The sequence below is a fragment of the Lentibacter sp. genome, assembly GCF_965657785.1.
Classification (GTDB): Bacteria; Pseudomonadota; Alphaproteobacteria; order Rhodobacterales; family Rhodobacteraceae; genus Lentibacter.
Genome location: NZ_CBFHPP010000005.1, coordinates 127,060 through 150,115, shown reverse-complemented (window position 1 = coordinate 150,115; position 23,056 = coordinate 127,060). Strand labels below are relative to the sequence as shown.

Annotated in this window: 22 protein-coding genes; 16 read left to right on the top strand and 6 right to left on the bottom strand. The window is 58.5% G+C overall.

Going from position 1 to position 23,056, the window contains the following annotated elements; genetic code table 11:
• Positions 1–105 precede the first annotated feature (105 nt).
• From ACTF58_RS05095 to ACTF58_RS05080, 4 genes are all read left to right on the top strand, one after another.
• Positions 106–1,191, top strand: a complete 1,086-nt coding sequence (locus ACTF58_RS05095; protein WP_438990886.1) for a TRAP transporter substrate-binding protein — start codon at positions 106–108, stop codon at positions 1,189–1,191.
• Between the two features lie 133 nt (positions 1,192–1,324).
• Positions 1,325–2,317 (top strand): TRAP transporter small permease subunit, encoded by a 993-nt coding sequence (locus tag ACTF58_RS05090; RefSeq protein ID WP_438990885.1) that lies wholly within the window; start codon positions 1,325–1,327, stop codon positions 2,315–2,317.
• A gap of 11 nt (positions 2,318–2,328) precedes the next feature.
• The gene (locus ACTF58_RS05085; protein WP_438990884.1) at positions 2,329–4,995 is read left to right on the top strand and encodes a TRAP transporter large permease subunit; all 2,667 of its coding nucleotides are present in this window, start codon (positions 2,329–2,331) and stop codon (positions 4,993–4,995) included.
• Between the two features lie 99 nt (positions 4,996–5,094).
• Positions 5,095–6,186, top strand: a complete 1,092-nt coding sequence (locus tag ACTF58_RS05080; RefSeq protein ID WP_438990883.1) for a CaiB/BaiF CoA transferase family protein — start codon at positions 5,095–5,097, stop codon at positions 6,184–6,186.
• A 125-nt stretch (positions 6,187–6,311) separates the two neighbouring features.
• Here ACTF58_RS05080 and ACTF58_RS05075 read toward each other — a convergent pair whose 3' ends face one another.
• Positions 6,312–6,692 carry a hypothetical protein gene (locus ACTF58_RS05075; protein WP_438990882.1) on the bottom strand — a complete coding sequence of 127 codons (381 nt, stop codon included), beginning with the start codon at positions 6,690–6,692 and terminating at the stop codon, positions 6,312–6,314.
• Between the two features lie 118 nt (positions 6,693–6,810).
• Here ACTF58_RS05075 and ACTF58_RS05070 point away from each other — a divergent pair, with 118 nt between their 5' ends.
• The 6 genes from ACTF58_RS05070 (at position 6,811) to ACTF58_RS05045 (ending at position 12,488) form a co-directional block, all read left to right on the top strand.
• On the top strand, positions 6,811–8,250 hold the full coding sequence (locus ACTF58_RS05070; protein WP_438990881.1) for an FAD-linked oxidase C-terminal domain-containing protein: 1,440 nt from the start codon (positions 6,811–6,813) through the stop codon (positions 8,248–8,250).
• A gap of 4 nt (positions 8,251–8,254) precedes the next feature.
• On the top strand, positions 8,255–9,373 hold the full coding sequence (locus tag ACTF58_RS05065) for an FAD-binding protein (protein WP_438990880.1): 1,119 nt from the start codon (positions 8,255–8,257) through the stop codon (positions 9,371–9,373).
• Positions 9,370–9,705, top strand: a complete 336-nt coding sequence (locus ACTF58_RS05060) for a hypothetical protein (RefSeq protein ID WP_438990879.1) — start codon at positions 9,370–9,372, stop codon at positions 9,703–9,705. The genes ACTF58_RS05065 and ACTF58_RS05060 overlap by 4 nt, the downstream gene beginning before the upstream one ends.
• A complete protein-coding gene (gene glcF / locus ACTF58_RS05055; protein WP_438990878.1) occupies positions 9,705–10,991 on the top strand; it encodes a glycolate oxidase subunit GlcF in 1,287 nt (428 codons plus the stop codon). Before ACTF58_RS05060 ends, glcF begins: the two co-directional genes overlap by 1 nt.
• Positions 10,992–11,063: 72 nt before the next feature.
• Positions 11,064–11,879, top strand: a complete 816-nt coding sequence (locus ACTF58_RS05050; protein ID WP_438990877.1) for a trypsin-like serine peptidase — start codon at positions 11,064–11,066, stop codon at positions 11,877–11,879.
• 141 nt (positions 11,880–12,020) lie between these two features.
• On the top strand, positions 12,021–12,488 hold the full coding sequence (locus ACTF58_RS05045) for an Hsp20 family protein (RefSeq protein ID WP_438990876.1): 468 nt from the start codon (positions 12,021–12,023) through the stop codon (positions 12,486–12,488).
• A gap of 67 nt (positions 12,489–12,555) precedes the next feature.
• Here the strand turns inward: ACTF58_RS05045 and ACTF58_RS05040 are convergent, their stop codons facing one another.
• Positions 12,556–14,028, bottom strand: a complete 1,473-nt coding sequence (locus ACTF58_RS05040) for an NAD-dependent succinate-semialdehyde dehydrogenase (RefSeq protein WP_438990875.1) — start codon at positions 14,026–14,028, stop codon at positions 12,556–12,558.
• 86 nt (positions 14,029–14,114) lie between these two features.
• Between ACTF58_RS05040 and ACTF58_RS05035 the strand changes: the two genes are divergently transcribed.
• Entirely contained in the window at positions 14,115–14,897 is a 783-nt protein-coding gene (locus tag ACTF58_RS05035) for an alpha/beta hydrolase (RefSeq protein ID WP_438990874.1), read from the top strand.
• Here the strand turns inward: ACTF58_RS05035 and ACTF58_RS05030 are convergent.
• Positions 14,894–15,880 (bottom strand): P1 family peptidase, encoded by a 987-nt coding sequence (locus tag ACTF58_RS05030; protein WP_438990873.1) that lies wholly within the window; start codon positions 15,878–15,880, stop codon positions 14,894–14,896. The two genes, ACTF58_RS05035 and ACTF58_RS05030, sit on opposite strands and share 4 nt — an antisense overlap.
• A gap of 152 nt (positions 15,881–16,032) precedes the next feature.
• Here ACTF58_RS05030 and ACTF58_RS05025 point away from each other — a divergent pair, with 152 nt between their 5' ends.
• Entirely contained in the window at positions 16,033–17,241 is a 1,209-nt protein-coding gene (locus ACTF58_RS05025; protein WP_438990872.1) for an aminopeptidase P family protein, read from the top strand.
• Positions 17,242–17,508: 267 nt separating this feature from the next.
• Here the strand turns inward: ACTF58_RS05025 and ACTF58_RS05020 are convergent, their stop codons facing one another.
• Positions 17,509–17,859 carry a cupin domain-containing protein gene (locus ACTF58_RS05020; RefSeq protein WP_438990871.1) on the bottom strand — a complete coding sequence of 117 codons (351 nt, stop codon included), beginning with the start codon at positions 17,857–17,859 and terminating at the stop codon, positions 17,509–17,511.
• Between the two features lie 27 nt (positions 17,860–17,886).
• Positions 17,887–18,507: a TetR/AcrR family transcriptional regulator gene (locus tag ACTF58_RS05015; RefSeq protein WP_438990870.1), complete on the bottom strand. Its 621-nt coding sequence runs from the start codon at positions 18,505–18,507 to the stop codon at positions 17,887–17,889.
• A gap of 118 nt (positions 18,508–18,625) precedes the next feature.
• Between ACTF58_RS05015 and mbfA the strand changes: the two genes are divergently transcribed.
• Positions 18,626–19,600 carry an iron exporter MbfA gene (gene mbfA, locus ACTF58_RS05010; RefSeq protein ID WP_438990869.1) on the top strand — a complete coding sequence of 325 codons (975 nt, stop codon included), beginning with the start codon at positions 18,626–18,628 and terminating at the stop codon, positions 19,598–19,600.
• On the opposite strand, the gene ACTF58_RS05005 is transcribed toward mbfA, so the two are convergent.
• A complete protein-coding gene (locus ACTF58_RS05005) occupies positions 19,597–20,343 on the bottom strand; it encodes a hypothetical protein (protein WP_438990868.1) in 747 nt (248 codons plus the stop codon). The genes mbfA and ACTF58_RS05005 overlap by 4 nt on opposite strands.
• A 179-nt stretch (positions 20,344–20,522) precedes the next feature.
• Between ACTF58_RS05005 and ACTF58_RS05000 the strand changes: the two genes are divergently transcribed.
• The 3 genes from ACTF58_RS05000 (at position 20,523) to fghA (ending at position 23,056) form a co-directional block, all read left to right on the top strand.
• On the top strand, positions 20,523–21,455 hold the full coding sequence (locus tag ACTF58_RS05000) for an AEC family transporter (protein ID WP_438990867.1): 933 nt from the start codon (positions 20,523–20,525) through the stop codon (positions 21,453–21,455).
• A 4-nt stretch (positions 21,456–21,459) separates the two neighbouring features.
• Complete coding sequence (locus ACTF58_RS04995; RefSeq protein WP_438990866.1) at positions 21,460–22,149, top strand: nitroreductase family protein; 690 nt, start codon at positions 21,460–21,462, stop codon at positions 22,147–22,149.
• A 76-nt stretch (positions 22,150–22,225) separates the two neighbouring features.
• A complete protein-coding gene (gene fghA / locus ACTF58_RS04990) occupies positions 22,226–23,056 on the top strand; it encodes an S-formylglutathione hydrolase (RefSeq protein WP_438990865.1) in 831 nt (276 codons plus the stop codon).

Sequence of the window (23,056 nt, the reverse complement as noted above, 5' to 3'; positions counted from 1 at the left end):
TCGTTGTAATCTAGGCTGACTTGCTTAGTAATTGCGTATGGAGGGGAACCGGCTCAGATCGGTACTGTTCAACAAACATAACCATATCGAACGTGGAGGATGAATATGGATCGTCGTAAATTTCTGAAAGGTGCTGCTATTGGCGCCGGAGCAACGGCTCTGGCCGCGCCAGCTATTGCCCAAGGTGGCAAGCAGCTTACAATCGTATCAACATGGCCGCGGGACTTCCCGGGTTTGGGCACGTCTGCCCAGCGTCTTGCTGCGCGCATTGCCGAGCTTGGCGACGGCGCATTCAACGTTGAATATTTTGCCGCTGGCGAGCGCGTTGGCGCGTTTGACTCATTTGACGAAGTCTCTTCAGGTAACAGCCAAGCCTACATCGGTGCGGACTATTACTGGACAGGCAAGCACCCTGGCTTCGCTTATTTCACGTCTGTTCCGTTTGGCATGAGCACACCTGAGTGGAATGCCTGGATCAAATTCGGTGGCGGCCAAGAGCTTTGGGACGAGTTGTCAGGCAGCTACGGCTTGAAAGCGCTTGCTTGTGGTTCAACAGGCACGCAAGCTGGCGGTTGGTTCAACAAAGAGATGGAAAGCCCAGACGACTTTAAAGGTCTGAAAATGCGTATGCCAGGTCTTGGCGGGCAGGTTCTGACCAAAATGGGCTCATCGACTGTTTCGCTTCCGGGCAGCCAGATCTATGAAAACCTCGTATCAGGTTCAATCGAAGCGACAGAGTGGGTTGGTCCATACAACGATTACTTCATGAAGTTCTATGAAGCCGCCAAGTATTACTACACTGGCGGTATGCACGAGCCAGGCGGCGGTCTTGCGTTCGGCATGAACAAAGACTTCTGGGACGGTCTCAGCGAGTATGAGCAAGCTGTTATCGAAGCGGCGTGTAACGAAGAGCACGCGGCCTCACACGAAGAAGCCATCGCGAAAAACGGTGAGTTCCTGTCCAAGCTCGTCAACGACCACGGCGTGCAAGTCCGTGCGTTCAACGACGACATCTGGGATGCAATGGGCGAAGCGGCTGCGGAAGTGTTTGCGGACACGCGCGCGCACTCTGATCTTGCGGCCCGTATTGATGACAGCTTCCAAGCCAAGCTGGTGGAGTATGGCACGTTTATGGCCAACTTCGAAGGCACGTTCATCAACCAGCGCAACCGCGTTCTGGACATCATCTAAGTCAGCGCAAGCGACACTGGAGCGGGGCCTTTTGGCCCCGCTCTGCATACTAGCACCACAGTATTCACGGCTCGCCGTGCTTCGGGCAGAAAGCTCTTGAGGCAGGCACCGTTTTGGGGAGGCAGACAACCTTATGGCTTTTGCAGCAGATTTATCGCGCACTGGGGGAGCACCAGCGCTTCTTCCGCGCTCCTTTGCTTGGGGGATGCTTGGCTTTTTGGCGGCCTTCCTTGTGATCAACATCCTTAATATTGGCTGGGGGTTCCCCAATCTTGCAGATGTATTTGACGGAAGCGCGGGGCCATTGATGTGGATCCCGCTTCTGATTACGCTTCTTGGCGTTGGCGCAGGCATTGGCTATGTGCTGCGCTCGCCTGACACGGCGCTGCGCTGGGACGCTATGAAAATCCACGGGTTCAACGCCTATGTCATTCGGGCTTGTTTCTGGATTATCGTTCTGACGGGCTTTGCCGACGCAGGAATCGGGATTGCGCGGGTTGAAGGGTTCTTCAATGGCATTTTGAGTGACGAAATGGTCATCAATATGGGCCGCTCGCAGTTCCTTGGGCCAATGGTTCACGTTCCACTTATGATCGTTGGTGCGCTGATTGCCTTTTGGCATCGCGGCGTCGGCTTTCACTGGTTGGCGCTTTTGATCGTGGCGGCGATGCTCGGCATCGTGATTTCGCGATTTGTATTTTCTTACGAGCAAGCCTTGATGGGCGACCTTGTGCGCTACTGGTATGCGGGACTTTTCCTCTTTGCCAGTGCTTACACCCTGTTTGAAGACGGGCACGTGCGTGTCGACGTGCTCTATGCGGGCTTTGGCAAGACCAAGAAAGGTTTTGTAAACGCTTGGGGCTCGATCATTTTGGGGATGTCGACGGCGTGGGTGATTATCATCATTGGTCTTGGCAGCAAGACCTCGATTATCAACTCGCCTGTGATGAACCTTGAGATCACGCAGTCCGGCCCGACGGGTATGTATATCAAATATCAGATGGCGGCCTTTCTGGGCATTTTCGCCATTACAATGCTCATCCAGTTTGTGAGCTATTTTCTTGAATCCGTGGCTGACAAGCGCGACGAGCCGGGGCACCGCCTCGTCACACCCACCGGCCACTGAGGAGCGACACCATGGAATTATTCTTTCTCGCCGTATTGCTGATCACGATGGCTGCCGCGCTTGGCTCGGGGTTTCCTGTTGCTTTCGCGCTGCCCGGCTCAGCCATCATCACCATCTCTCTTGCAGGCCTTGCGGGGCTGGTGTTTTCGGGTGATGCGACTGCCTATTTCCACACCGGCGGGCCGCAGCAGTGGCTCTCAGCGGGGGTGACAAACCTCAGGGGTGTTTTCTGGGAGGTTGAGCGAGATACGCTGATTGCGATTCCGCTGTTTATCTTTATGGGCATTATGCTTCAGCGCTCAAAGATTGCGGAAGACTTGCTTGTGACTATGGCGCAGCTTTTCGGCCCTGTGCCGGGCGGCCTTGGCATTTCGGTTGTTTTCGTGGGCGCGCTTCTGGCGGCGACAACGGGTATTGTGGGCGCGACGGTTGTGGCTATGGGCCTGATCAGCTTGCCTGCGATGTTGCGCAACAACTATTCTCCTTCGCTTGCCACAGGCACGATTGCGGCCTCTGGCACATTGGGGCAGATCATTCCGCCCTCGATTGTTTTGATCATTCTTGCAGACCAGCTTGCGAGCGCAACTGACCAAGCGAGCACAGCGCGTAAAGCACTTCACAAGGCTTCCACAGGCGAACTCTCGATGCCATCCAATTTTGATGTCTCCTCGACTTCGGCGGGCGAGATGTTCCTTGGGGCGTTTGTGCCGGGTATCCTGCTTGTTTTGATCTATATGGTCTATATTCTGGTCTATGCGTTTCTGAAGCCCTCTGCGGCCCCTGCGGTCAAGGTGGAAGGCTCGTTTGACCGTGCCTTCTGGGGCACTGTTGCTTTGACGCTTATTCCGCCTCTGACGTTGATTTTCCTTGTGCTTGGCTCGATCATCACAGGGGTTGCCACCGTGAACCAAGCGGGCGCGATTGGCGCGGCGGGTGCCATGGTTATGGCCGGGTATCGCCTCTATGAGGGGGACAACAAGAAGCTGACGTTTGTCCCGGCGATCCTTGGCTTGGTGGCTTTGTTTATGCTGGCCTATGTGCTTGGCAACTACGAGATGAACATCAAGTCGATTGATACGGCGCAAGACCAGCTTGGTATCACGCTCGGGATTATTGCGTCGCTGATGATGGTCGTCGCTGTCGCATGGAGCGGCTGGCGGGTGTTTCGCACGGATGGCACGCTTGACGGCGTGATGATGGAAACGGCGAAGACCACCTCGCTTGTCTTCATCATTCTGCTTGGGGCGGCGATGCTGACCTCTGCGTTCCGCGCCTTTGGCGGGGAAGAGCTTGTGCGTGAGTTCCTCAACTCGCTGCCTGGCGGGTTCTGGACGCAATTCCTCATCGTGATGTTGGTGATTTTCATCCTCGGTTTCTTCCTCGACTTTATCGAGATTGCCGTTGTCGTTGTGCCGATTGTGGCGCCGATCCTGTTGGCTGATCCGAGCGCGAATATCACGGCTGTATGGCTTGGCGTTATGATCGGGCTGAACATCCAGACCAGCTTCCTCACCCCGCCGTTCGGATTTGCGCTGTTTTATTTGCGCGGGGTTGCGCCTGCCACTGTCAAAACAATGCAGATGTATAAGGGCGTCATTGCGTTCATCAGCCTGCAGCTCTTGGCGCTTGGCGTGGTGGGGCTTTATCCGCCGCTGGTAAACTACTTGCCGAACCGCGTGTCCTTTCTTTCAGACAACGCACCGCCCCCGCGCAATCCGAAGATGCAGTATTGCCTTGAGGAATATGTCGGCGAGCAAGTGGCGGCCAATGGTGCAGCCCTTGATCAAGCCATTGCACGTGCGCAAGGCATTGACCTTTCCGCTCTTCCGAAGAGCTTGGCCAAAGATCTCGCGGCTGGCTTTGCCTCGGCGCCTGAAGCCTTTGTGCAATTGCAGACCGCTTTTGACACAGAAGTGCTGATCGACGAGGCGGCTGTGGTGTATCGGCCAAAGCAGATTTTGGTGCGTAAGGTTGAAAAGGAAATCCGAAAGCTTGAAGAAGAAGCGGAAGATATTCGTGTCACAACAGGACGCATGAAGAGCGAAGATCAGGCCAAGCGCCGCGCACGGCTTGAGGCCAAGCGAGAGGAAATGCTTGCGGAGGTCGAGGTGCTTAAGGGCGAAATTCCCGACACATGGGAGCCTGTGCACGACGAGTTTGCCAAGCTCACAACCACGGAGCAGCGGGCGCGCTCGACCTATCAGCGCAACGCAGACAACGCTTGGGAAACCGCGAGCGAAGCCTTGGCAACATTGAAAGCGAACGCGGCTTTTGGCGCACTTGAAGATGAGTTGCGCGCCCTGCGTGGCTTTATCGAGACGGTTGCTGAAACGGATGAGGCTGGCGAAGACACTGTGAAGGCCTTGGAAGACAAGTTCTCTGATGTGGACGGCGCAGGCGATGTGAAATCAGCTCTTGGTAAGGCGCGCCGCGCCCTTGCGATTAAGCGGTTTGACCGTGAGAAAGCACTTTCGGAGTTTGACGATGCTGTGGCCGAGTTTGAGGCTCAAAAAATCTGGCGGGCGAATGCCGAGAGCCTGAAACCAGAGCTTGAAGCCTATCTTGAAAGCATTCGCAGCACGCTTGGCTTGCGCAGTCAGGACGGGCTGAGCCGTGAGGCGGCTCTGTTCATGTCATCTTGCAGCTCGGTCCATCGTGATATCTCGCTGAATTTCTGATCAGTGCACACACTTGCAAACCGCCGCCCCAGAGATGAGGCGGCGGTTTTCTTTTGCGCGGCAGGCGCTAGACTTGTGACAGGGTAACGGAGGCTTGTGATGGGCGTATTGGCGGGTGTGCGGATTGTTGAAGTTGAAGGGCTAGGCCCTGCGCCATTTGCGGGAATGCTTCTGGCGGATATGGGCGCGGATGTCATTGTGGTGCATCGCAAGGGTGGCAAGCCAGCACCTGGAATGCCCGAGCGCTCCTTGCTTGATCGTGGCAAGCGCTCGATTGAGCTGAACCTGAAAAATGCGGCGGATACAGCTGTGTTTATGAAGCTGGTTGCGCGGGCAGATGCGCTGATTGAGGGGTTTCGCCCCGGTGTCATGGAGCGGCTCGGGCTTGGGCCTGAGGCTTGCCACGCAGTGAACCCGACACTTGTATTCGGGCGGATGACGGGGTGGGGGCAGAGCGGAGTTTTGGCCCATGCGGCAGGGCATGATCTCAATTATATCGCTATGTCGGGCGCGCTTTGGTATGGCAGCGCGCCAAAACAGGCTCCTATGACACCTGCGACGCTTGTCGGAGATATCGGGGGCGGCGCGATGTATCTTGTGAGCGGCGTGTTGGCAGGGCTTTTGCAGGCTAAGATGTCAGGTCAGGGCACGGTCGTTGACGCGGCGATTTATGACGGCTCGGCGCATATGATGAACCTGTTGATGGCGCTGCGCCAGAGCGGGGGAATGCCCGAGGCGCGCGGCACAGGGCTTCTGGACGGGCCGCATTGGAGCCGCACTTATGAATGCGCGTGTGGTGGGTATATTTCAATACAGAGCCTTGAACCGCAGTTTTATGCTGTGTTTCTCGACCTTATGGGGCTTGCGGAGGAGGATGCCTTTCAAAGTCAATACGACAAAGCGCTTTGGCCTGATTTGACAACGCGGTTGGCGAGCGTTTTCAAGACCAAAGAGCGCGACCACTGGGCCAAGCTGTTTCTGGGATCGGATGCTTGCGTGGCGCCTGTCTTATCGCCAGATGAGGCTGTGGGACATGAGATGAACGCGTCCCGGAAGGCTTGGCGGGAGGTCGACGGGGTGTTGCAAGCGGCCCCTGCGCCACGGTTTGCGGGAGACGAAGACTGGACGCCACAGCTGCCGCCTCTGCGCGGGGCGGATGGCGCGGAGATTTTGGCAGAGCTTGGGATGTGAGGGGGTTCGAATTTCGCTTTGCGAAATCCGACCCATGCTGGGGGGCTTTGCCCCCCAGACCCCCCAGGATATTTCTGGAAAGAAAAAGCCAAGGCGGCTTTGAGACAGGACGCCTTGGCGCGGGGCTAGTGGGGAAGGGAGACTTCGACGGCTGGCGCGCTCCAACCCGATTTTGAGCAATGGGCGCGGACCCAGATTTTGCGCATACCGTCGGGCAGCATCACATTGCGCAAAGAGCGGGTGAAGGGTTGTTCTTCGACATGGGGGTGCATCAACGCGCGATAGGCGATCCTGTTGCTGGCGTCATCGAGGAGTTCCCAGCCGTCTGCGAAATGGTCCCAGCCTGTGTCGGGGTGCGCCAAGGTCACATCAAAGCGCCAGCCCATGCCCGCGCGTGAGGCCTCGACCTTGGTGATCGTCGGGGCATCTGCGGTGGCGATCGAGCCTGAGAGCAACAGGGCCAGAAGGGCGAAAGATTTTTGCATTGGCGTGAGATAGCACTCCATGGGAGGGAGTTCACGACACTTTTCTGTGTGAAACTGTGAGAGACGGTTGTTTCTTGCGGAAATGAGTTGAGCTGCGGGGCGGTTGGTAATATTCTTTTACCAATTATGGAGATGCCTTATGCAGATGCCTCAGCCAAACCCCGTGATCCTTGCCAAAAAAGCCAGACTGGTGGAGCGATTGACCGCGGCTTTGGGCAAAGCGGGGGTGATTGCCGAAGATATTGCGCTCAAGGCCTATGAGTGTGATGCGCTTGCCGCGTATCGCTGCCCGCCGATGCTTGCGATTTTGCCGCGCACGACCGAGGAGGTGGCGGCAGCGCTCAAGATTTGTCACGAGATGGATGTGCCTGTTGTGCCACGCGGCTCGGGGACCTCGCTTGCGGGCGGGGCGATGCCGACGGCGGACAGTGTGATTTTGGGCGTGAGCCGTATGAATGCTGTTCTGGAGACGGATTTTGCCAGCCGCGTTATTCGTGTGCAAACGGGGCGCACGAACCTCTCTGTCACTGGGGCTGTGGAGGGCGCGGGCTTTTTCTATGCGCCTGATCCGTCAAGCCAGCTGGCCTGTGCGATTGCGGGCAATATCGCGATGAACTCGGGCGGGGCGCATTGTCTCAAATACGGGGTGACAACCAACAACCTCATGGGCGTGACCATGGTGATGATGGATGGCGAGATTGTCGAAATTGGCGGGGCGTATCTGGATGCCGGCGGGCTTGATTTGCTCGGCCTGATTTGTGGCAGCGAGGGGCAGCTTGGCGTTGTTACCGAAGCCACGCTGCGGATTTTGCACAAGCCGGAGGGCGCGCGGCCTGTGCTCATTGGATTTGACAGCAACGAAGTGGCGGGGGCCTGTGTCTCTGACATTATCAAGGCGGGCATTCTGCCTGTGGCGATCGAGTTTATGGACCGTATGCTGATTGCGGTTTGTGAAGATTATGCCTGTGCGGGATATCCTGACTGCGAGGCGCTTCTGATTGTGGAGGTGGAGGGCAGCGAGGCCGAGATCGAGCATCAGCTGGGTCTCATTCACGAGATTGCCAAGCGCCATAACCCTGTCGAATTTCGCAAAGCGACAAGTGCGGACGAGGCGGGGCGCATCTGGGCGGGGCGCAAGGCGGCCTTCTCGGCGATTGGCAAGGTGAGCGATTATATGTGCCTTGATGGCACGATTCCTGTGAGCCAGTTGCCTTATGTTTTGAAGCGGATTGGCGAGATGAGCAAGTCATACGGCCTTGCTGTGGGCAATGTCTTTCATGCGGGCGACGGCAATATGCATCCGCTGATTTTGTATGATGCGAACAAGCCTGGCGATCTTGAGATTTGCGAGGCCTTTGGCGCGGAGGTGCTCAAGCTTTGTGTTGAAGTGGGCGGCTGTCTGACGGGCGAGCACGGTGTTGGTATCGAGAAGCGCGATTTGATGCTCGATCAGTTTGCGCCAGATGATCTGGATATGCAGATGGCTGTGAAGGATGTGTTTGACCCCAAATGGCTTTTGAACCCTGCTAAAGTTTTCCCGCTGGCCTCAAGTGAGGCGCGACGGATTGCGGCGGAGTAGGGATATGAAATTTACCCCCAAGACTGAGGCCGAGCTGGCCGAGATTGTGGCTGGGCTGCAGGCGCCTGTGAAAGTCCAAGGCGGCGGCACGCGCGCGATTGGGCATACGACGGCGCAAGATGTTCTCGACATGAGCGGGATCAGGGGGGTTGTAGAGTATGAGCCGGGCGCGCTGACGCTTGTGGCCAAGGCGGGGACGCCGATGGCAGAGATCGAGGCGCTTTTGGCGGCAGAGAAGCAACGGCTTTCGTTTGAGCCTATGGATCACCGCGTGCTTTTGGGCACGCAGGGCGCGCCCACGATTGGCGGGGCCGTGGCGGCAAATGTAAGCGGACCACGGCGTATTTCTGTGGGCGCGTGCCGCGACTTTGCGCTTGGGGTGCGCTTTGTTGACGGGACGGGCCGCGCCTTGAAGAACGGTGGCCGCGTTATGAAAAACGTGACGGGCTATGACCTTGTGAAGCTTATGGCGGGGTCTTGGGGCACGCTGGGGGCGATGAGCGAAGTGAGCCTCAAGGTGATGCCATGCCCTGAAACGGAAGCGACGCTGGCTGTTCATGTCACAGATGCGGCGGCGGCTGTTGAGGCGATGTCGGCGGCGCTTGGCTCGCCCTATGAGGTGACGGGCGCGGCTCAAAACGGGCCTGTCTATTTGCGCATTGAGGGCTTTGTGCCTTCGGTGGCATATCGTTTGGATGCGCTGGAGGCAGTGCTTGCCCGCTTTGGCGCGGTGGAGCGGCTGGACGCCGAAGCCTCGGCAACGCTTTGGCAGGATCTGCGCGATCTGCGTGCTTTTGCAGGCCATGCTGTTGTGACGCGGGTTTCGTTGCGGCCCACGGATATGCCCGCCTTTTTAGCGGCGGCTCAGGCCGAGCACCACTTTGAGACACAGCTTGACTGGGGTGGCGGGCTGGCTTGGCTGGCTTCTGACAAAGAAAGCCTTGCCGATTTTGCGCAGAGCTATTGTGCGGCACATGGCGGTCACGCCACACGCATCAAAGGATCGTTTGAGGCCTGTGCTTTTCAGCCTGAAGCGGCAGGGGTTGCGCGCTTGAGCGCGGGCTTGCGGCAGCGGTTTGATCCGAAAGGGCTGTTTAATCCTCAGCTGATGGCGCGGGGATGAGTTATGGCACGGCATATTTCACAGTCTTTTTGGGCGGGCCGCTGCTTGTGCTCTTTTTGACCCAGAAGGCCGCCACGCAAACGAGCTTTGTTTTAGGGGTGGCTGTTGTTGCGGCTTTGCTGGCGGCGGCTCTGTTTGTGACGCGCACGCCGGGGCTTGAGACATTGGCGATGCTTTGGCTTGCCTGGGTCGGGACCGTGGCGCTTTGCGTTCGTGTCGTGATGCGACGGGTGAACACAACACGGGGCTTGGCCCTGACAAAAGCGATAGGCGCTATGGCCTCTGTGATCCCATGGATCGGGCTGGCGGCGGCAGATTGGATGACTGGCTGATGCAAACGAATTTTACTCCCGAGCAGCTCAAGGACTCTGGCACGGCGCGCGCCAATGAGATTTTGCGAAACTGTGTGCATTGCGGATTTTGCACGGCGACTTGCCCGACCTATCAGATCCTTGGTGACGAGCTCGACAGCCCGCGTGGGCGGATCTACCAGATAAAGGATATGATCGAGAACGAGCGTGTGCCCGACAAGAAGACGGTCATGCACATTGACCGCTGCCTGAGCTGTCTGGCCTGTATGACGACCTGCCCCAGCGGGGTGCATTATATGCACCTTGTCGACCATGCGCGCGAGTATATCGAGAACACTTACAAACGCCCGATCACAGAGCGCGCCTTGCGTTGGGTTCTGGCGCAGATTTTGCCTTATCCGATGCGCTTCCGTTTGGCGCTGTTGGGGGCAAAGATTGCGAAGCCGTTCAAGGCGCTTGTGCCTGATGCACGCTTGCGCGCGATGCTTGAGATGGCGCCGAAAGACATCCCCCCTGTGAGCCGCAATGACGACCCGCAGACATTTCAGCCCAAGGGCGAAAAGAAGATGCGTGTCGCGCTGATGACGGGCTGTGCGCAGAAGGCGCTCAACACCGATATCAACGATGCGACCATCCGCCTGTTGCGCCGCTTTGGCTGTGAAGTTGTGATCGCCGAGGGCGCGGGCTGTTGCGGGGCGCTGACGCATCACATGGGCAAGACCAAAGAGAGCCACGCGACGGCGGAAAAGAACATTGATGCATGGGTGGCCGAGGCCAATGGGGGCGGGCTTGACAGTATTGTGATCAACACCTCGGGCTGTGGCACGACTGTGAAAGACTACGGTCATATGTTCCGCGAGAGTGGTAAGGCCGAAGAGGCCGCGCAGGTGGCGGATCTGGCGCAGGATGTGAGCGAGCTTTTGATGCAGCTCGACTTGCCCGAAGGCGCGGCCAAGGGCATTCGTGTGGCCTATCATGCGGCCTGTAGCTTGCAGCACGGCCAGCAGATTAAGACCTTCCCGAAAGACTTGCTGAAGCGGGTCGGATTTGAGGTTGTCGAGCCTGCGGACAGCCACCTTTGTTGTGGCTCGGCGGGGACCTATAATCTCATGCAGCCCGAAATTTCCAAAGAGCTGAAGCGCCGCAAAGTGGATACGCTTGAAGCAAAACAGCCCGATGTGATTGCCGCGGGCAATATTGGCTGTATGATGCAAATCGGCGGGGGCACTGGTGTTCCTGTTGTGCATACGGTGGAACTTCTGGACTGGGCGACTGGTGGGCCAAAGCCGCGTGCGCTGACGCGTTGAGGGCGGATGCCCTAATTTTGCCATAAGTTTTCGATAGCTCGGCCCTCTGGATTGAAAAAGGCTTCAGACCTTATGCTTCTGCGCGCTCTATTTTTTTCTGTGTTGCTTGTGCTGGCGGCAAGCCCTCCAAATGCGCAATCTGCCACTCTGAAGCGGCTTGATACGGGGGATGACAGCCGTGGCTGGGAAGCTGTCGGGCGGCTCAATATCGACGGCAAAGGCTTTTGCACGGGCGCTCTGATTGCGCCCAATCTGGTTCTGACGGCGGCGCATTGTCTTTACAGCGCAGGCACCAAAAAGCGCATTGATCATGGGCAGATCGAATTTCTCGCGGGCTGGCGCAACGGGCGCGCCTCGGCATATCGTATGGTGAAGCGGGCTGTGGTGCATCCTGAGTATGATTATGCGAGCAAGGCCACGGCGGAGCGCGTGCGCAACGATGTGGCGCTTTTGGAGCTGCATCACCCCATTCGAAACACCACGATCATCCCGTTTGCCACAGACGAGCGCCCCGCTAAGGGCGACAAAATCGGCGTTGTGTCCTATGCGCTGGACCGTGCCGAAGCGCCGAGCTTGCAAGAGGTTTGCGGGGTTCTGGCGCGCCAACAGGGTGTTCTTGTGACCTCCTGCACAGTTGATTTCGGCTCGTCTGGCGCGCCGATCTTCAGCTTTCGAGATGGCACGCCGCGGATTGTCTCTGTTGTGTCGGCCAAGGCCGAAGTCGAGGGGCTGCCTGTTTCGCTTGGCACGCAGCTTGAGACGCCCTTAGCACTTTTGCGCGCCGAGCTTGCGGCGGGGGGCGGTGTCTTTCAGGACAAAGGCCCGAGGATGAACCGTATCACCGTGGGCCAGTCACGCGACACGGGCGCGAAGTTTATCAAGAACTAAGCTGGGTGAGCGCCCTCTTGAAACCCTAAATTTCTATTCCCATTATGAGAGATGCAAGATGCCAATGATGGGTCTTGCGACCTTACGGCCTGTCCAGTTTGGAAGGCTGCACCTTTGGAATCGCTCAATGGAGGATGACCCATGCGTAACTTTGATTTGACCCCGCTTTACCGCGCCACTGTCGGCTTTGACCAGATCGCCGACCTTATGGACCGCGCTATGGCAAAGGATATGGGGCAGGCGAGCTACCCGCCCTATAACATCGAAAAAACAGCTGATGATGGCTACAGAATTTCTATCGCTGTGGCCGGATTTTCGGAGGCTGACCTGTCTGTGGAAGTGAAGGAGAGCGCGCTTGTTGTGTCGGCCAATAAGGCCGAAGACGAGAGCGAGCGGACGTTTTTGCACCGTGGCATTGCAACGCGCGCCTTTGAGCGACGCTTCCAGCTTGCGCAACACGTGCGCGTGACAGGCGCGAGCCATGCGGACGGGATGCTCCATATTGATCTTGTGCAGGAAGTGCCCGAAGCGCTGAAGCCAAGGCGTATCATGATCGCCTCAGCCCCCGCCAGCGCGGCAGATGTCGTCGATGCGAAAGCTGTAAACTGATTGCTTTGAATAGAGAAAAGGGCGCTGGCTTAAATTCCAGCGCCCTTTTTTTAAGGTAGGAGGCCGCTTAGACCGCCATGCAGATGTATTTCATTTCGAGGTAGTCTTCGATGCCGTGGTGGCTGCCTTCGCGGCCAAGGCCTGACTGTTTGACGCCGCCGAAGGGGGCCATCTCGGTTGAAATAATGCCAGTGTTCACGCCGACGATCCCGTATTCAAGGGCTTCGGCGACTTTGTAAACGCGGCTCAGGTCTTTGGCGTAGAAGTAGCTTGCGAGGCCGAAGATTGTGTCATTGGCCATGGCGATCACTTCGTCTTCGTCTTCAAATTTGAAGAGCGGGGCCATGGGGCCGAAGGTTTCGTCTTGGGCCACCTGCATCTCTTGGGTGACGCCTGTCATGATTGTCGGCTGGAAGAACGTGCCGCCGAGGTTGTGCTGTGAGCCGCCAAAGGCGACTTTTGCGCCTTTGGAGAGGGCGTCTTCGATATGGCTGCGCACTTTGGTGACGGCCTTTTCGTTGATCAGCGGGCCAAAGACCGTGCCGTCTTCCATGCCGTCGCCAACTTTCATATCGGCCAGTTTGGCCGCGAGCTTTTCGGCAAAGGCGTCATAGACACCTGCCTGAACATAGATGCGGTTGGCGCAGACGCAGGTCTGGCCGTTATTGCGGAACTTGCACATGATTGCGCCGTCAACAGCCGCGTCAAGATCAGCATCGTCAAAAACAATGAACGGAGCGTTACCACCGAGTTCCATGGAGCATTTCATCACTTGATCGGCGGCTTGGCGCAGGAGAATACGGCCTACGGCTGTGGAGCCTGTGAACGTGAGTTTGCGCACCGTCGGGTTTTCGCAGAACTCCATGCCTGTTGAGGAGGCGTCAGATGTTGTCACGATGTTGAGCACGCCAGCGGGGATACCTGCGCGCTCGGCCAGAACGCCAAGGGCGAGGGCAGACAGCGGCGTCAGCTCGGCGGGGCGGGCGACCATGGCGCAGCCAGCGGCGAGCGCGGGCGCGGCCTTGCGGGTGATCATGGCGTTGGGGAAGTTCCAAGGCGTGATCGAGGCCGCCACGCCGATGGGCTGTTTGATCACGGTGATGCGCTTGTCGCGTTGGTGCCCCGGAATTGTTTCGCCATAGATGCGCTTGGCCTCTTCGGCGAAGAACTCGATGAAGGATGCGCCATAGCCGATCTCGCCTTTGGCCTCGGCGAGGGGCTTGCCCATTTCGGCAGTGAGGATTGTGGCGAGGTCATCTGTGTTTTCGACCATCAGATCAAACCAGCGGCGCAGCACGGCGGCGCGCTCTTTGCCGGTCCATTTGGCCCAGTCTTTTTGCGCAACTTCGGCGGCGGTAATGGCCTCGGCGACTTGTGCGCGTGTCAGGTCTGTGACCTGCGCGATCACATCGCCACGGGCGGGATTAACCACATCAAATGTGCCCTCGCCGTCGATCCATGCGCCGTTCACATAGGCCTGTGTTCTCAGGAGTGACGGGTCTTTGAGCAAGGATTTGAGGTTTGTGGGTGTATCAAGCATAGCAGCCTCCGCGCGATTGTATCTCGCCAAGGGAAACCATTTGCGCATAGGTTTGTCCAGATGATTTGATCAAATTGGAGGGAGCGATGGGGCTCGACGACGCTTATGCCAATACGGCTTATATTCCTGACGGGGAGAGCTTCCCGCCAAAATGGGCGGCCGCTGCTGCCGAGTTTCGCGACAAGGTTGAGGGCGCAGAGCTTGACTTGGCCTATGGGCCAGAGCCGCGCCAGAGGCTTGATCTGTTTCGCCCTCAAGGCGAGGCGCAGGGCTTGCTGATCTTTGTGCATGGGGGCTTCTGGCGGATGCTTGACAAGAGCTATTGGTCGCATTTGGCGGCGGGGGCGCTGGCGCGCGGTTGGGCTGTGGCGATGCCGAGTTATACGCTGTGCCCCGAGACGTCGATTGCGGGGATCACCCGTGAGATTGCGAAAGCTGTGAGCCTTGCGGCGGAGGCTGTCGCGGGGCCGATTGCTCTGACGGGGCACTCGGCGGGCGGCCATCTCGTGGCGCGGATGCTGGCGCGCGGGATGCTGCCTGAGACTATCGCGGCGCGGCTCTCTCATGTGATGCCGATCTCGCCGCTGTCCGATTTGCGCCCGCTTATGCAGACCTCGATGAACGCCGATTTTAAGCTGGATGAGGCCGCAGCTGTGGCGGAAAGCCCGATCTTTATGGAAGACCGTGTGGACTGCCCCGTGACCGTTTGGGTCGGCGGGGCCGAGCGGCCCGCGTTTCTGGATCAGGCGGGCTGGCTCAGTGACGCTTGGGGCTGTGACCTCGTGGAGGCGGCAGGCAAGCACCACTTTGATGTGGTGGATGGATTGGCAGATGCAGAGAGTGAGATGCTGGCGCGTTTGCTCGGCTAGAGCGACTGCCAGACTGGTAAGGGATCGTTCGTTAGAGGCGTGGCGGCATAGATCGCGCGGGCGATGGCGCGGGCCATGACGGTTGCGGCCGCGTGGCCCAGATAGAGCGTATCGGCGATGGGATTTTCCAGAGGGCGCGCCCCCGTGGCTGCGGCAAAGATCAGGTCGCCGTCCATGGGCGTATGGGACGGGACAAGCGCGCGGGCGTAGCCGTCATGCGCCGCTGTGGCAAGGCGTGTGCATTGGGCTTGGGTGAGCGTGGCATCTGTTGCGACAATGCCAATGGTTGTGTTGGCATGAGCGGCCAGTTTGGTGGCTGGCATATGCGGTTCGGGGAAGGCGGCTGGCAGGCCGCACCCACCGAATTCGTCGCCAAGTTCAAAGGGGGCGGCCCAGAAGTGCTTGCCTGTGCCGACAGTGGCAGAGCCGAGCGCATTCACAGCGACCAGCGCGCCGACAGTATGGCCCGAGGGCAGCACAACAGAGGCGGAGCCAAGCCCGCCCATCAGCGTGGCTGTTGTGGCCCCTGTGCCTGCGCCTGTGCGGCCCAACTCGAAGCTGCGAGCTGCATTGGCGAGGGCCTCGCGGCCAAGGCGCTTGTAGGGGTTTTCCTCCCAGTCTTTGTTGCCACCATTGATCAGATCAAACAGGATCGCGGCGGGCACGATGGGCACTCTCTGATCGCCAACGGTAAAGCCGCGCCCTTGAGCGCGCAGGGCATCCGCCACGCCAGAGGCGGCGTCCAGTCCGAAGGCAGAGCCGCCCGACAGGACAAGCGCATCGACTTGCTCAACCGTCTTGTCGGCGGCGAGAAGGTCTGTCTCGCGGGTTCCCGGGGCGCCGCCCATGACGTGCACCCCTGTGGTAAAGGGCGCATCAGAGAGGAGCACGGTGCAGCCTGTTTTGACATGAAGATCAGAGGCATTGCCGACGCGTAGGCCTGCGACATCTGTAATGAGATTGAGCGGGCCGGCTTGGGGCATTGGATGTCTCCTTCACTGTTTCGATTTATCTTGCCAGATTGCGCAGAATCAGCAATGAGAAAGCACGCGAGGGCGGTGGCGCCGCCTGACTTGAAGCGACTTATAACTTAGTCCTGAACGCCGGGACCTTTCTTGTGCTAAGGAGGGTCATTATGACTGCACGTCCAGAAATGTACCGTTTTCACAACGGTGAAAAAGCGCCGCTACAATTTGCGGTGAGCGAATATGAAGCGCGCATCGCGAAGCTGCGCAAAATCATGACAGACATGGGGGTTGAGGCGGCTGTCTTTACCTCTATGCACAATGTTTCTTACTATTCGGGCTTCACTTACTGTTCGTTCGGGCGGCCTTACGGGCTGGTCGTGACGGCGTCAGAATGTGTAACGATTTCGGCTGGAATCGACGCGGGACAGCCTTGGCGGCGCTCGTTTTGTGACAACATCACCTACACCGACTGGCAGCGCGACAATTACTGGCGCGCGGTTCTGTCTGTGTCGGGCGCGGGCCGCGTTGTCGGCTATGAGGGCGACCATATCAGCATGGTGCAGATGGCCAAGCTGGGTGACTTCCTCTCGCCTGCCAAGACTGTTGATATTGCGGGCGCGACCATGGTGCAGCGGATGCATAAATCAGCCGACGAGCTTGTCATGATCCGCGCTGGTGCGGCGGTTGCTGATGTGGGCGGCTATGCCATTCGCGACGCTGTGAAGGAAGGCGCGCGCGAGATTGATGTGGCGATGGCCGGACGGGACGCGATGGAGATGGAAATTGCCAAACGCTTCCCTGATGCGGAGTATCGTGACAGCTGGGTCTGGTTCCAATCGGGCATCAATACGGACGGGGCGCACAACCCTGTGACGGCGCGCAAGCTTGAGCGCGGCGATATCCTGAGCCTCAATACTTTTCCTATGATTTCAGGTTATTACACCGCTCTTGAGCGGACAATGTTTGTCGGCGAAGTGGATGCGGCGAGCCTGAAAATCTGGGAGGCCAATGTGGCGGCGCATGAGCTTGGCATCTCGCTTCTCAAGCCCGGCGCGAGCTGTTCTGAAGTCACGCATAAGATCAACGCGCTGTTTGAAGAGCACCAGCTTTTGCAGCACCGGACCTTTGGCTATGGCCATTCTTTTGGTGTCTTGAGCCACTATTATGGTCGCGAGGCGGGGCTGGAATTGCGCGAGGATATCGACACGGTTCTGGAGCCAGGAATGGTTATTTCTATGGAGCCGATGTTGACGATTGCGGAGGGTGAACCCGGCGCGGGCGGGTATCGGGAGCATGATATTCTGATCATCACAGAAGACGGCAACGAGAACATCACGGGCTATCCTTATGGGCCTGCGTTCAACGTGGTTGGCTAAGTCTTCGGATTTGCTTTGCAAATCCGACCCATCGGGGGAGCGCTGCTCCCCCGATTCATAAGCCTAGCGGCTTACGAATCTCCCCCTCGGGATATTTTTGGAAAGAAAAAGCGGTTTTTCGAGCTGCGTTTTGAGGTGTTAACCTTTCCGATCAGGGCTGAGTCCAGGGGGGTGATAAGCGTGCACATCCCGTGCACCATGTGTGCACCGGCAAAACGGGAAAGTCTTAAGCGAAATTAACTTAACCGAGCGTGCGTTGCCTCTGGATCAAAGGCGGATCACGTAATCCTTACGGGTGGTTTCCACCACCTCCCATGTGCCTGAAAAGCCCGGGCGGATGATGAAGCTGTCGCCCGCGGTGAGGCGGGTTTCGTGGCCCTCGGCGTCGGTCAGGATCGAGACGCCTTCAAGCAGGCGGAAATATTCCCACTCGTCATAAGAGACCCGCCATTTGCCGACAGTGGACTGCCAGATCCCCGCATAGAGCCCGTCTGTCTCCTCAAGGTTCCATGTGGTGAAGACAGGATCGCCCGAGATCACTTTGTCGGGGGCGGGGCGTTCGACTTCGGGGGCGCTTGCGGGCGCGACTTTCAGCAGGTTTGACATGAGGTTTGACATCGGCTGTCCTTTTGGATGTGGTGTTGGCTAGAGCGCGTAGCGGGCGAGGACTGTTTCGACGGCGTGGCTGGCGACCTCGTTCACCTCGGCTTCGGAAAACTCTGTTTGGACACCAAAGATGGCGCGGGTCCAGAGGCGCACACGGCAAAGCTCGGAGAATTGTTCGGCGATCATGTCGGGGTCAACATCACAGAGCTGGCCCCGCGCGATGGCCAGCTTGAGATAGACGACCATACGGGCGCGGCCCATTTCGGGGCCGTTCTGGTAGAAGGCCTGGCCCAGCTCGGGGAAGCGGGCGGATTCGGCGACGCAGGTGCGAAACATTTGGAGCGAGAAGTCCGAGAGCACAAAGCGTGTCAGGCTATGGGCGGCGGCTGTGAAGACCTCGCGCGGCGGCGCGTTAAAGTCGATCCGGGACAATGTGGTTTCGGCCATGCGCTCGCATTCAACGCGGGTCACTTCGCGAAATAGCTCGCGCTTGTCGGCAAAGTAGCTGTAGAGCGTGGCTTTGGAGACGCCTGCGGCGCGGGCGATTTCATCGACGGAGGCGCCTTCAAACCCGTCGCGCAGAAAGATTTCGCGCGCGCCACTGAGCACGTCTTCGTATTTGCGCCCTTTGGCGGGGGTGTGGCTTGTGAGAGGGGTCATGCTGCGCCTTTTGCTTGCGCAAGGTTAAACGGAACAGTTTAGGTGCAGCAAGGGATTTTGCTTGAAGCCTGGCGCATAGCTTGGCATAATTTAGAATGGTTCTAAGTTGGAGGCTACCATGCGATTTTTGACGCAGCGACGCAGATTTAAGGATTTGACGGAGCAGGAAGTTCTGGCGCTTGCGATCTCCTCAGAAGAAGACGATGCGCAAATCTACCGCAATTATGCTCAACAGCTGCGTGCGGAGTTTCCGGATACGGCCAAGGTATTTGACGGGATGGCCAAGGAAGAAGACGGCCACAGGCAGGCGTTGATCGAGCTGCACCGCAAGCGCTTTGGCGAGGTGATCCCGCTTTTGCGCCGCGAGCACGTGGCCGGCTATTATGCGCGCCGCCCTGTCTGGCTGATCGAGAATCTCGGGATCGAGCGGATCCGCGAGGAAGCCGAAGCGATGGAGCGGGATGCGGAGCGGTTTTATCTGAGCGCGGCGCAGCGCACGCAAGATGCGGACACCCGCAAGCTTTTGGGCGATCTGGCGGCGGCGGAGGCGGGCCATCAGCGGCGCGCAGGCGAGCTGAGCGACGAACACCTTGATGAGGCGAGCCTTGAGAGCGAAGAGGCGCGCTCCAAGCGGCAGTTTTTGCTGACTTGGGTGCAACCCGGGCTGGCGGGGCTGATGGACGGCTCGGTGAGCACGCTTGCACCGATCTTTGCGACGGCCTTTGCCACGCAGGACACATGGACCACTTTTCTGGTCGGGCTTGCGGCCTCGGTGGGCGCGGGCATCTCTATGGGCTTTACCGAGGCGGCCTCGGATGACGGCGCGCTTTCGGGGCGGGGCAGCCCTTGGAAGCGCGGCTTTGCCAGCGGGATCATGACAACGGTGGGCGGGTTGGGCCATGCGCTGCCTTATCTGATCACCGATTTTTGGACGGCGACCTCGCTTGCGATCATCGTGGTGTTTGTCGAGCTATGGGCGATTGTCTGGATCCAGAACCGCTTTATGGACACGCCTTTCTTTCGGGCGACCTTTCAGGTTGTTCTTGGTGGCGCGCTTGTCTTTGCGGCGGGTGTCATTATCGGCGGCGGCTAGGACAGGTTCATCACATCGTCATAGAAGGCGCGGTTGAGGGCGCGGGCTTGCTCCAGTGCGCCCTCGGCGCGGCGGGCTTTACCTATGTGTTTTTGCCAGTTGTGGGGCTTGGCCAGAGTGGGCGGGTCGGGGAAGAAGCGGACCTTTTGGGAAAAGGGAACGCAGATCACGCGGCGGCCCAGAAGCAGCGCCCAGTAGGTGCCGTGATAGGAGTTTGTCAGCACGGTGTCGCCGCTGGCGATAAAGTGGATCGCGTCTTTGAGCGAAATATTTAGGTTGCTGAGTTCGGGTGTGCCTGCGCGGCGGGGGATGTCATCGGAGTAGCGCCCGTGGGCGAACATGACGAGATCGTGGCTGGGGGCGGGAGCTGTGTCAAAATGCTCGGACATGGCCGAGGCGCAGGGGACATAGCGCGCGCCCAAGTCTTCAAAGCCTGAGCAGCGTGTGCCTATCAGGGAGCAACTCGCCTGCATCTCGGCGTAGTCGGGCGAGCGTAGGGCCTGAGGGCCGATCCCGACGCCCCAGAGGATGGTATGTTTGGCGCGGCGGGCGTGGCGGCGCTGGGTGCGAAGGCAGGATTTCCAGATTTGGCCGCCACCCATGATGAGCCGTTCTGTTTCGGGAACGGGGCCGCCAAAGGCCGCAACAGCGCTTTGACCGAACTCAAAATAGTTGGCGGGGCTAGAGGCCAGATCACCGACATTATCTGTGTCGCGGTGGTGAAGCAAAAAGGCGTTGAGCATCTGGGGGGCCTTTGTAAGCTGCGCAATTGTGATTGATGTTGCTTTCGTCTGACCCTAAAGCGTTTTTGCCTGAACCTGAAAGAGGGTTATCAGGAAACGCTGCACAACGGCTTAAGGGTGTGGGTGTTTTAGCGAAACTGGGCATTTAAGTTTATCTTGAAACGCTTTAGGAAAAAGACATGATCGAGATTTTTCTGGAAACACTGCCGTTTTTTGCCATCATTGCGCTGGGCTATGGCGCTGGGAAGACGCAGTTTTTCAGCGAAGAGGCGACGTCTTATATCACCAAGTTTGTGTTTTATTTTGCGCTCTCGGCGATGTTGTTTCGCTTTGCGGCCAATCTGAGCTTTGCCGAGCTGGTTGATGGGCGTTTTATTGCGGCCTATCTCTGGGGCACGGCGTTTGTCTATGGGCTTGCGATGGCGGTTTCGTTCTATCTCGGGCGCAGTGTGGAGGAGGCCGCGATCGAGGCGCAATGTGCGGCGATTGGCAATGTCGGCTTTCTCGGGATCCCTATGCTGGCGCTATTGATGGGGGATGAGGCAGTCAAGTCGATCATGCTTTTGCTGGCGATTGATCTGATTGTTTTTGGCTCGTTGGTTGTGATCCTGATCACGGGGGCGCGCGACGGGCGGATGAGCCTTGGAATTTTGAAGACGGTCGGTCTCGGGCTATTGAAGAACCCGATGATTGTTTCGATTGTGCTGGGGCTTTTGTGGTCGGCGAGCCGCGTGCCGCTGCCGGGGCCTGTCAATGAATTTGTCAGCATTTTGGGCGCGGCGGCCACACCTGGCGCATTGTTCGCCATCGGGGCTTCGCTGGCGTCAAAATCGGCGGAGCGGATCATTGTTCCGAGCTGGCTCAGCTTTTGCAAGCTGGTGCTGCACCCGTTGTTTGTGGCCTTTGGGGCGCTGGTTCTGTTTCCTGTTGATCCCTATCCTGCGGCGGTCATGATTGCGGCGGCCTCGCTGCCTGTGGCGGGGAATGTCTATATTCTGGCCCAGCATTACGGGGTTGCGCCGCATCGGGTTTCGGCTTCTATTCTTGTGTCTACGGCTGTGAGCATTGTGACGGTTTCGGCTGTGATTGCTTGGGTCACCACACTCTATTGAGGCTATGATGAGCAAAGATTACGAACCGATCCCGATCCCTGATCATATCAGCAAGGGCGACGCGGAAATGCGCGCTGCGGCAGAGGGCTTTCGCGCCGAGATGAGCCGCCGCCACACCGTGCGCGACTTTGCGACGACGGCTGTGCCCCGTGCAGTGATTGACGATTGTATCGCGGCGGGCGGGCTTGCGCCGAGCGGGGCGAACCACCAGCCATGGCATTTTGTGGCGATCTCTGATCCGAAGATCAAAGCCGAGATCCGCCGCGCCGCCGAAGAAGAGGAAGAGCGCTTTTATGCGGGCGCGGCTGGCGACGAGTGGCTCAGCGCGCTGGAGCCGATTGGCACCGGTGTGAGCAAGCCGCACCTTGAAGACGCGCCTTGGCTGATTGTGATTTTTGCGCAGCGCTATGGGCTGCGCGAGGATGGCAGCCGCTTCAAGCATTACTATGTGCCTGAAAGCACGGGGATTGCCTCGGGCTTTCTGATTGCGGCGCTGCATCATGCGGGGCTGTCGTGCCTGACGCATACGCCTGCGCCGATGAACTTCTTGCGCGATATTTGCGGGCGGCCCGAGCACGAAAAGCCGATCATGATCCTCGCGGTGGGCCATGCGGCGGCGGATGCGACTGTGCCCCAAAGCGCAAAGAAAAAGAAACCTTTGAGCGAAATCATGACTGTTTTAAGCGAAGATTGACCGTTTTGGGATAGGCCCCGCAGGCTGGCCTTGTTATGGCTGGTGGCGAATTTGACGAAGAGCGGAGGCACGGCCCATGGAAACAGTAGCAGAAAACAAGTGTTTTGGCGGGGTTCAGGGGGTCTATACCCATGCCTCCAAAGCCACGGGCTGTGACATGACCTTCGGGCTGTTTCTGCCCGAAGAGGCGCGCGACGGGCCTGTGCCTGTGCTCTGGTATCTGTCGGGCCTCACCTGCACCCACGAAAATGCCATGGTGAAGGCCGGCGCGCAGGGCTGGGCCGCCGAGCAGGGCATTGCGCTTGTGTTTCCTGATACATCGCCGCGCGGCGCGGGTGTAGCGGATGATGACGGCTATGACCTTGGCCAAGGTGCGGGCTTTTATGTCAACGCCACGCAAGACCCCTGGAAGCCGCATTTCCAGATGTGGGAGTATGTGGCCGAGGAGCTGCCTGCGCTTGTGGCGCAAGAGTTCGCGATTGATGCGGAGCGTCAGGCGATCACGGGGCACTCCATGGGCGGGCATGGCGCGCTCACGCTGGCGATGGGACGCAAGGGGCAGTATCGCTCTGTTTCGGCCTTCTCACCGATCTGTCACCCTACGGCGAGCGATTGGGGCAAAAAGCAGCTGACGGCCTATCTTGGCAAAGACGAGGCCGCATGGGCGCGCCACGATGCGACGTTGATGATGCGCGAGGTGGGCTTTGACGGGCCTGTGCTCGTGGACACGGGCACAAACGACCAGTTTATCGACCTCCTTAAGCCCGAGGCGCTGGCCGAGGCCGCCAATGCGCGCCGCCAAGAGGCCACGCTGCGCCTTCAGAAGGGCTATGACCACTCCTATTTCTTCGTGTCTAGCTATATGGAAGACCACATGGCCTTTCATGCCGAAGCACTTTACGCATAA

What these genes read in the sequence shown, in the direction of transcription:
- ACTF58_RS05050 (WP_438990877.1), top strand. Translation starts at nt 11,064, where the DNA reads ATGCTTCTGCGCGCTCTATTTTTTTCTGTGTTGCTTGTGCTGGCGGCA.
- ACTF58_RS05080 (WP_438990883.1), top strand. Translation starts at nt 5,095, where the DNA reads ATGGGCGTATTGGCGGGTGTGCGGATTGTTGAAGTTGAAGGGCTAGGC.
- ACTF58_RS05015 (WP_438990870.1), bottom strand. Translation starts at nt 18,507, where the DNA reads ATGACCCCTCTCACAAGCCACACCCCCGCCAAAGGGCGCAAATACGAA.
- glcF (WP_438990878.1), top strand. Translation starts at nt 9,705, where the DNA reads ATGCAAACGAATTTTACTCCCGAGCAGCTCAAGGACTCTGGCACGGCG.
- ACTF58_RS05000 (WP_438990867.1), top strand. Translation starts at nt 20,523, where the DNA reads ATGATCGAGATTTTTCTGGAAACACTGCCGTTTTTTGCCATCATTGCG.
- ACTF58_RS05025 (WP_438990872.1), top strand. Translation starts at nt 16,033, where the DNA reads ATGACTGCACGTCCAGAAATGTACCGTTTTCACAACGGTGAAAAAGCG.
- ACTF58_RS05035 (WP_438990874.1), top strand. Translation starts at nt 14,115, where the DNA reads ATGGGGCTCGACGACGCTTATGCCAATACGGCTTATATTCCTGACGGG.
- ACTF58_RS05060 (WP_438990879.1), top strand. Translation starts at nt 9,370, where the DNA reads ATGAGTTATGGCACGGCATATTTCACAGTCTTTTTGGGCGGGCCGCTG.
- ACTF58_RS05020 (WP_438990871.1), bottom strand. Translation starts at nt 17,859, where the DNA reads ATGTCAAACCTCATGTCAAACCTGCTGAAAGTCGCGCCCGCAAGCGCC.
- ACTF58_RS05085 (WP_438990884.1), top strand. Translation starts at nt 2,329, where the DNA reads ATGGAATTATTCTTTCTCGCCGTATTGCTGATCACGATGGCTGCCGCG.
- ACTF58_RS05070 (WP_438990881.1), top strand. Translation starts at nt 6,811, where the DNA reads ATGCAGATGCCTCAGCCAAACCCCGTGATCCTTGCCAAAAAAGCCAGA.
- ACTF58_RS05075 (WP_438990882.1), bottom strand. Translation starts at nt 6,692, where the DNA reads ATGGAGTGCTATCTCACGCCAATGCAAAAATCTTTCGCCCTTCTGGCC.
- ACTF58_RS05030 (WP_438990873.1), bottom strand. Translation starts at nt 15,880, where the DNA reads ATGCCCCAAGCCGGCCCGCTCAATCTCATTACAGATGTCGCAGGCCTA.
- ACTF58_RS05090 (WP_438990885.1), top strand. Translation starts at nt 1,325, where the DNA reads ATGGCTTTTGCAGCAGATTTATCGCGCACTGGGGGAGCACCAGCGCTT.
- ACTF58_RS05095 (WP_438990886.1), top strand. Translation starts at nt 106, where the DNA reads ATGGATCGTCGTAAATTTCTGAAAGGTGCTGCTATTGGCGCCGGAGCA.
- ACTF58_RS05065 (WP_438990880.1), top strand. Translation starts at nt 8,255, where the DNA reads ATGAAATTTACCCCCAAGACTGAGGCCGAGCTGGCCGAGATTGTGGCT.
- ACTF58_RS05040 (WP_438990875.1), bottom strand. Translation starts at nt 14,028, where the DNA reads ATGCTTGATACACCCACAAACCTCAAATCCTTGCTCAAAGACCCGTCA.
- fghA (WP_438990865.1), top strand. Translation starts at nt 22,226, where the DNA reads ATGGAAACAGTAGCAGAAAACAAGTGTTTTGGCGGGGTTCAGGGGGTC.
- ACTF58_RS05005 (WP_438990868.1), bottom strand. Translation starts at nt 20,343, where the DNA reads ATGCTCAACGCCTTTTTGCTTCACCACCGCGACACAGATAATGTCGGT.
- mbfA (WP_438990869.1), top strand. Translation starts at nt 18,626, where the DNA reads ATGCGATTTTTGACGCAGCGACGCAGATTTAAGGATTTGACGGAGCAG.
- ACTF58_RS04995 (WP_438990866.1), top strand. Translation starts at nt 21,460, where the DNA reads ATGATGAGCAAAGATTACGAACCGATCCCGATCCCTGATCATATCAGC.
- ACTF58_RS05045 (WP_438990876.1), top strand. Translation starts at nt 12,021, where the DNA reads ATGCGTAACTTTGATTTGACCCCGCTTTACCGCGCCACTGTCGGCTTT.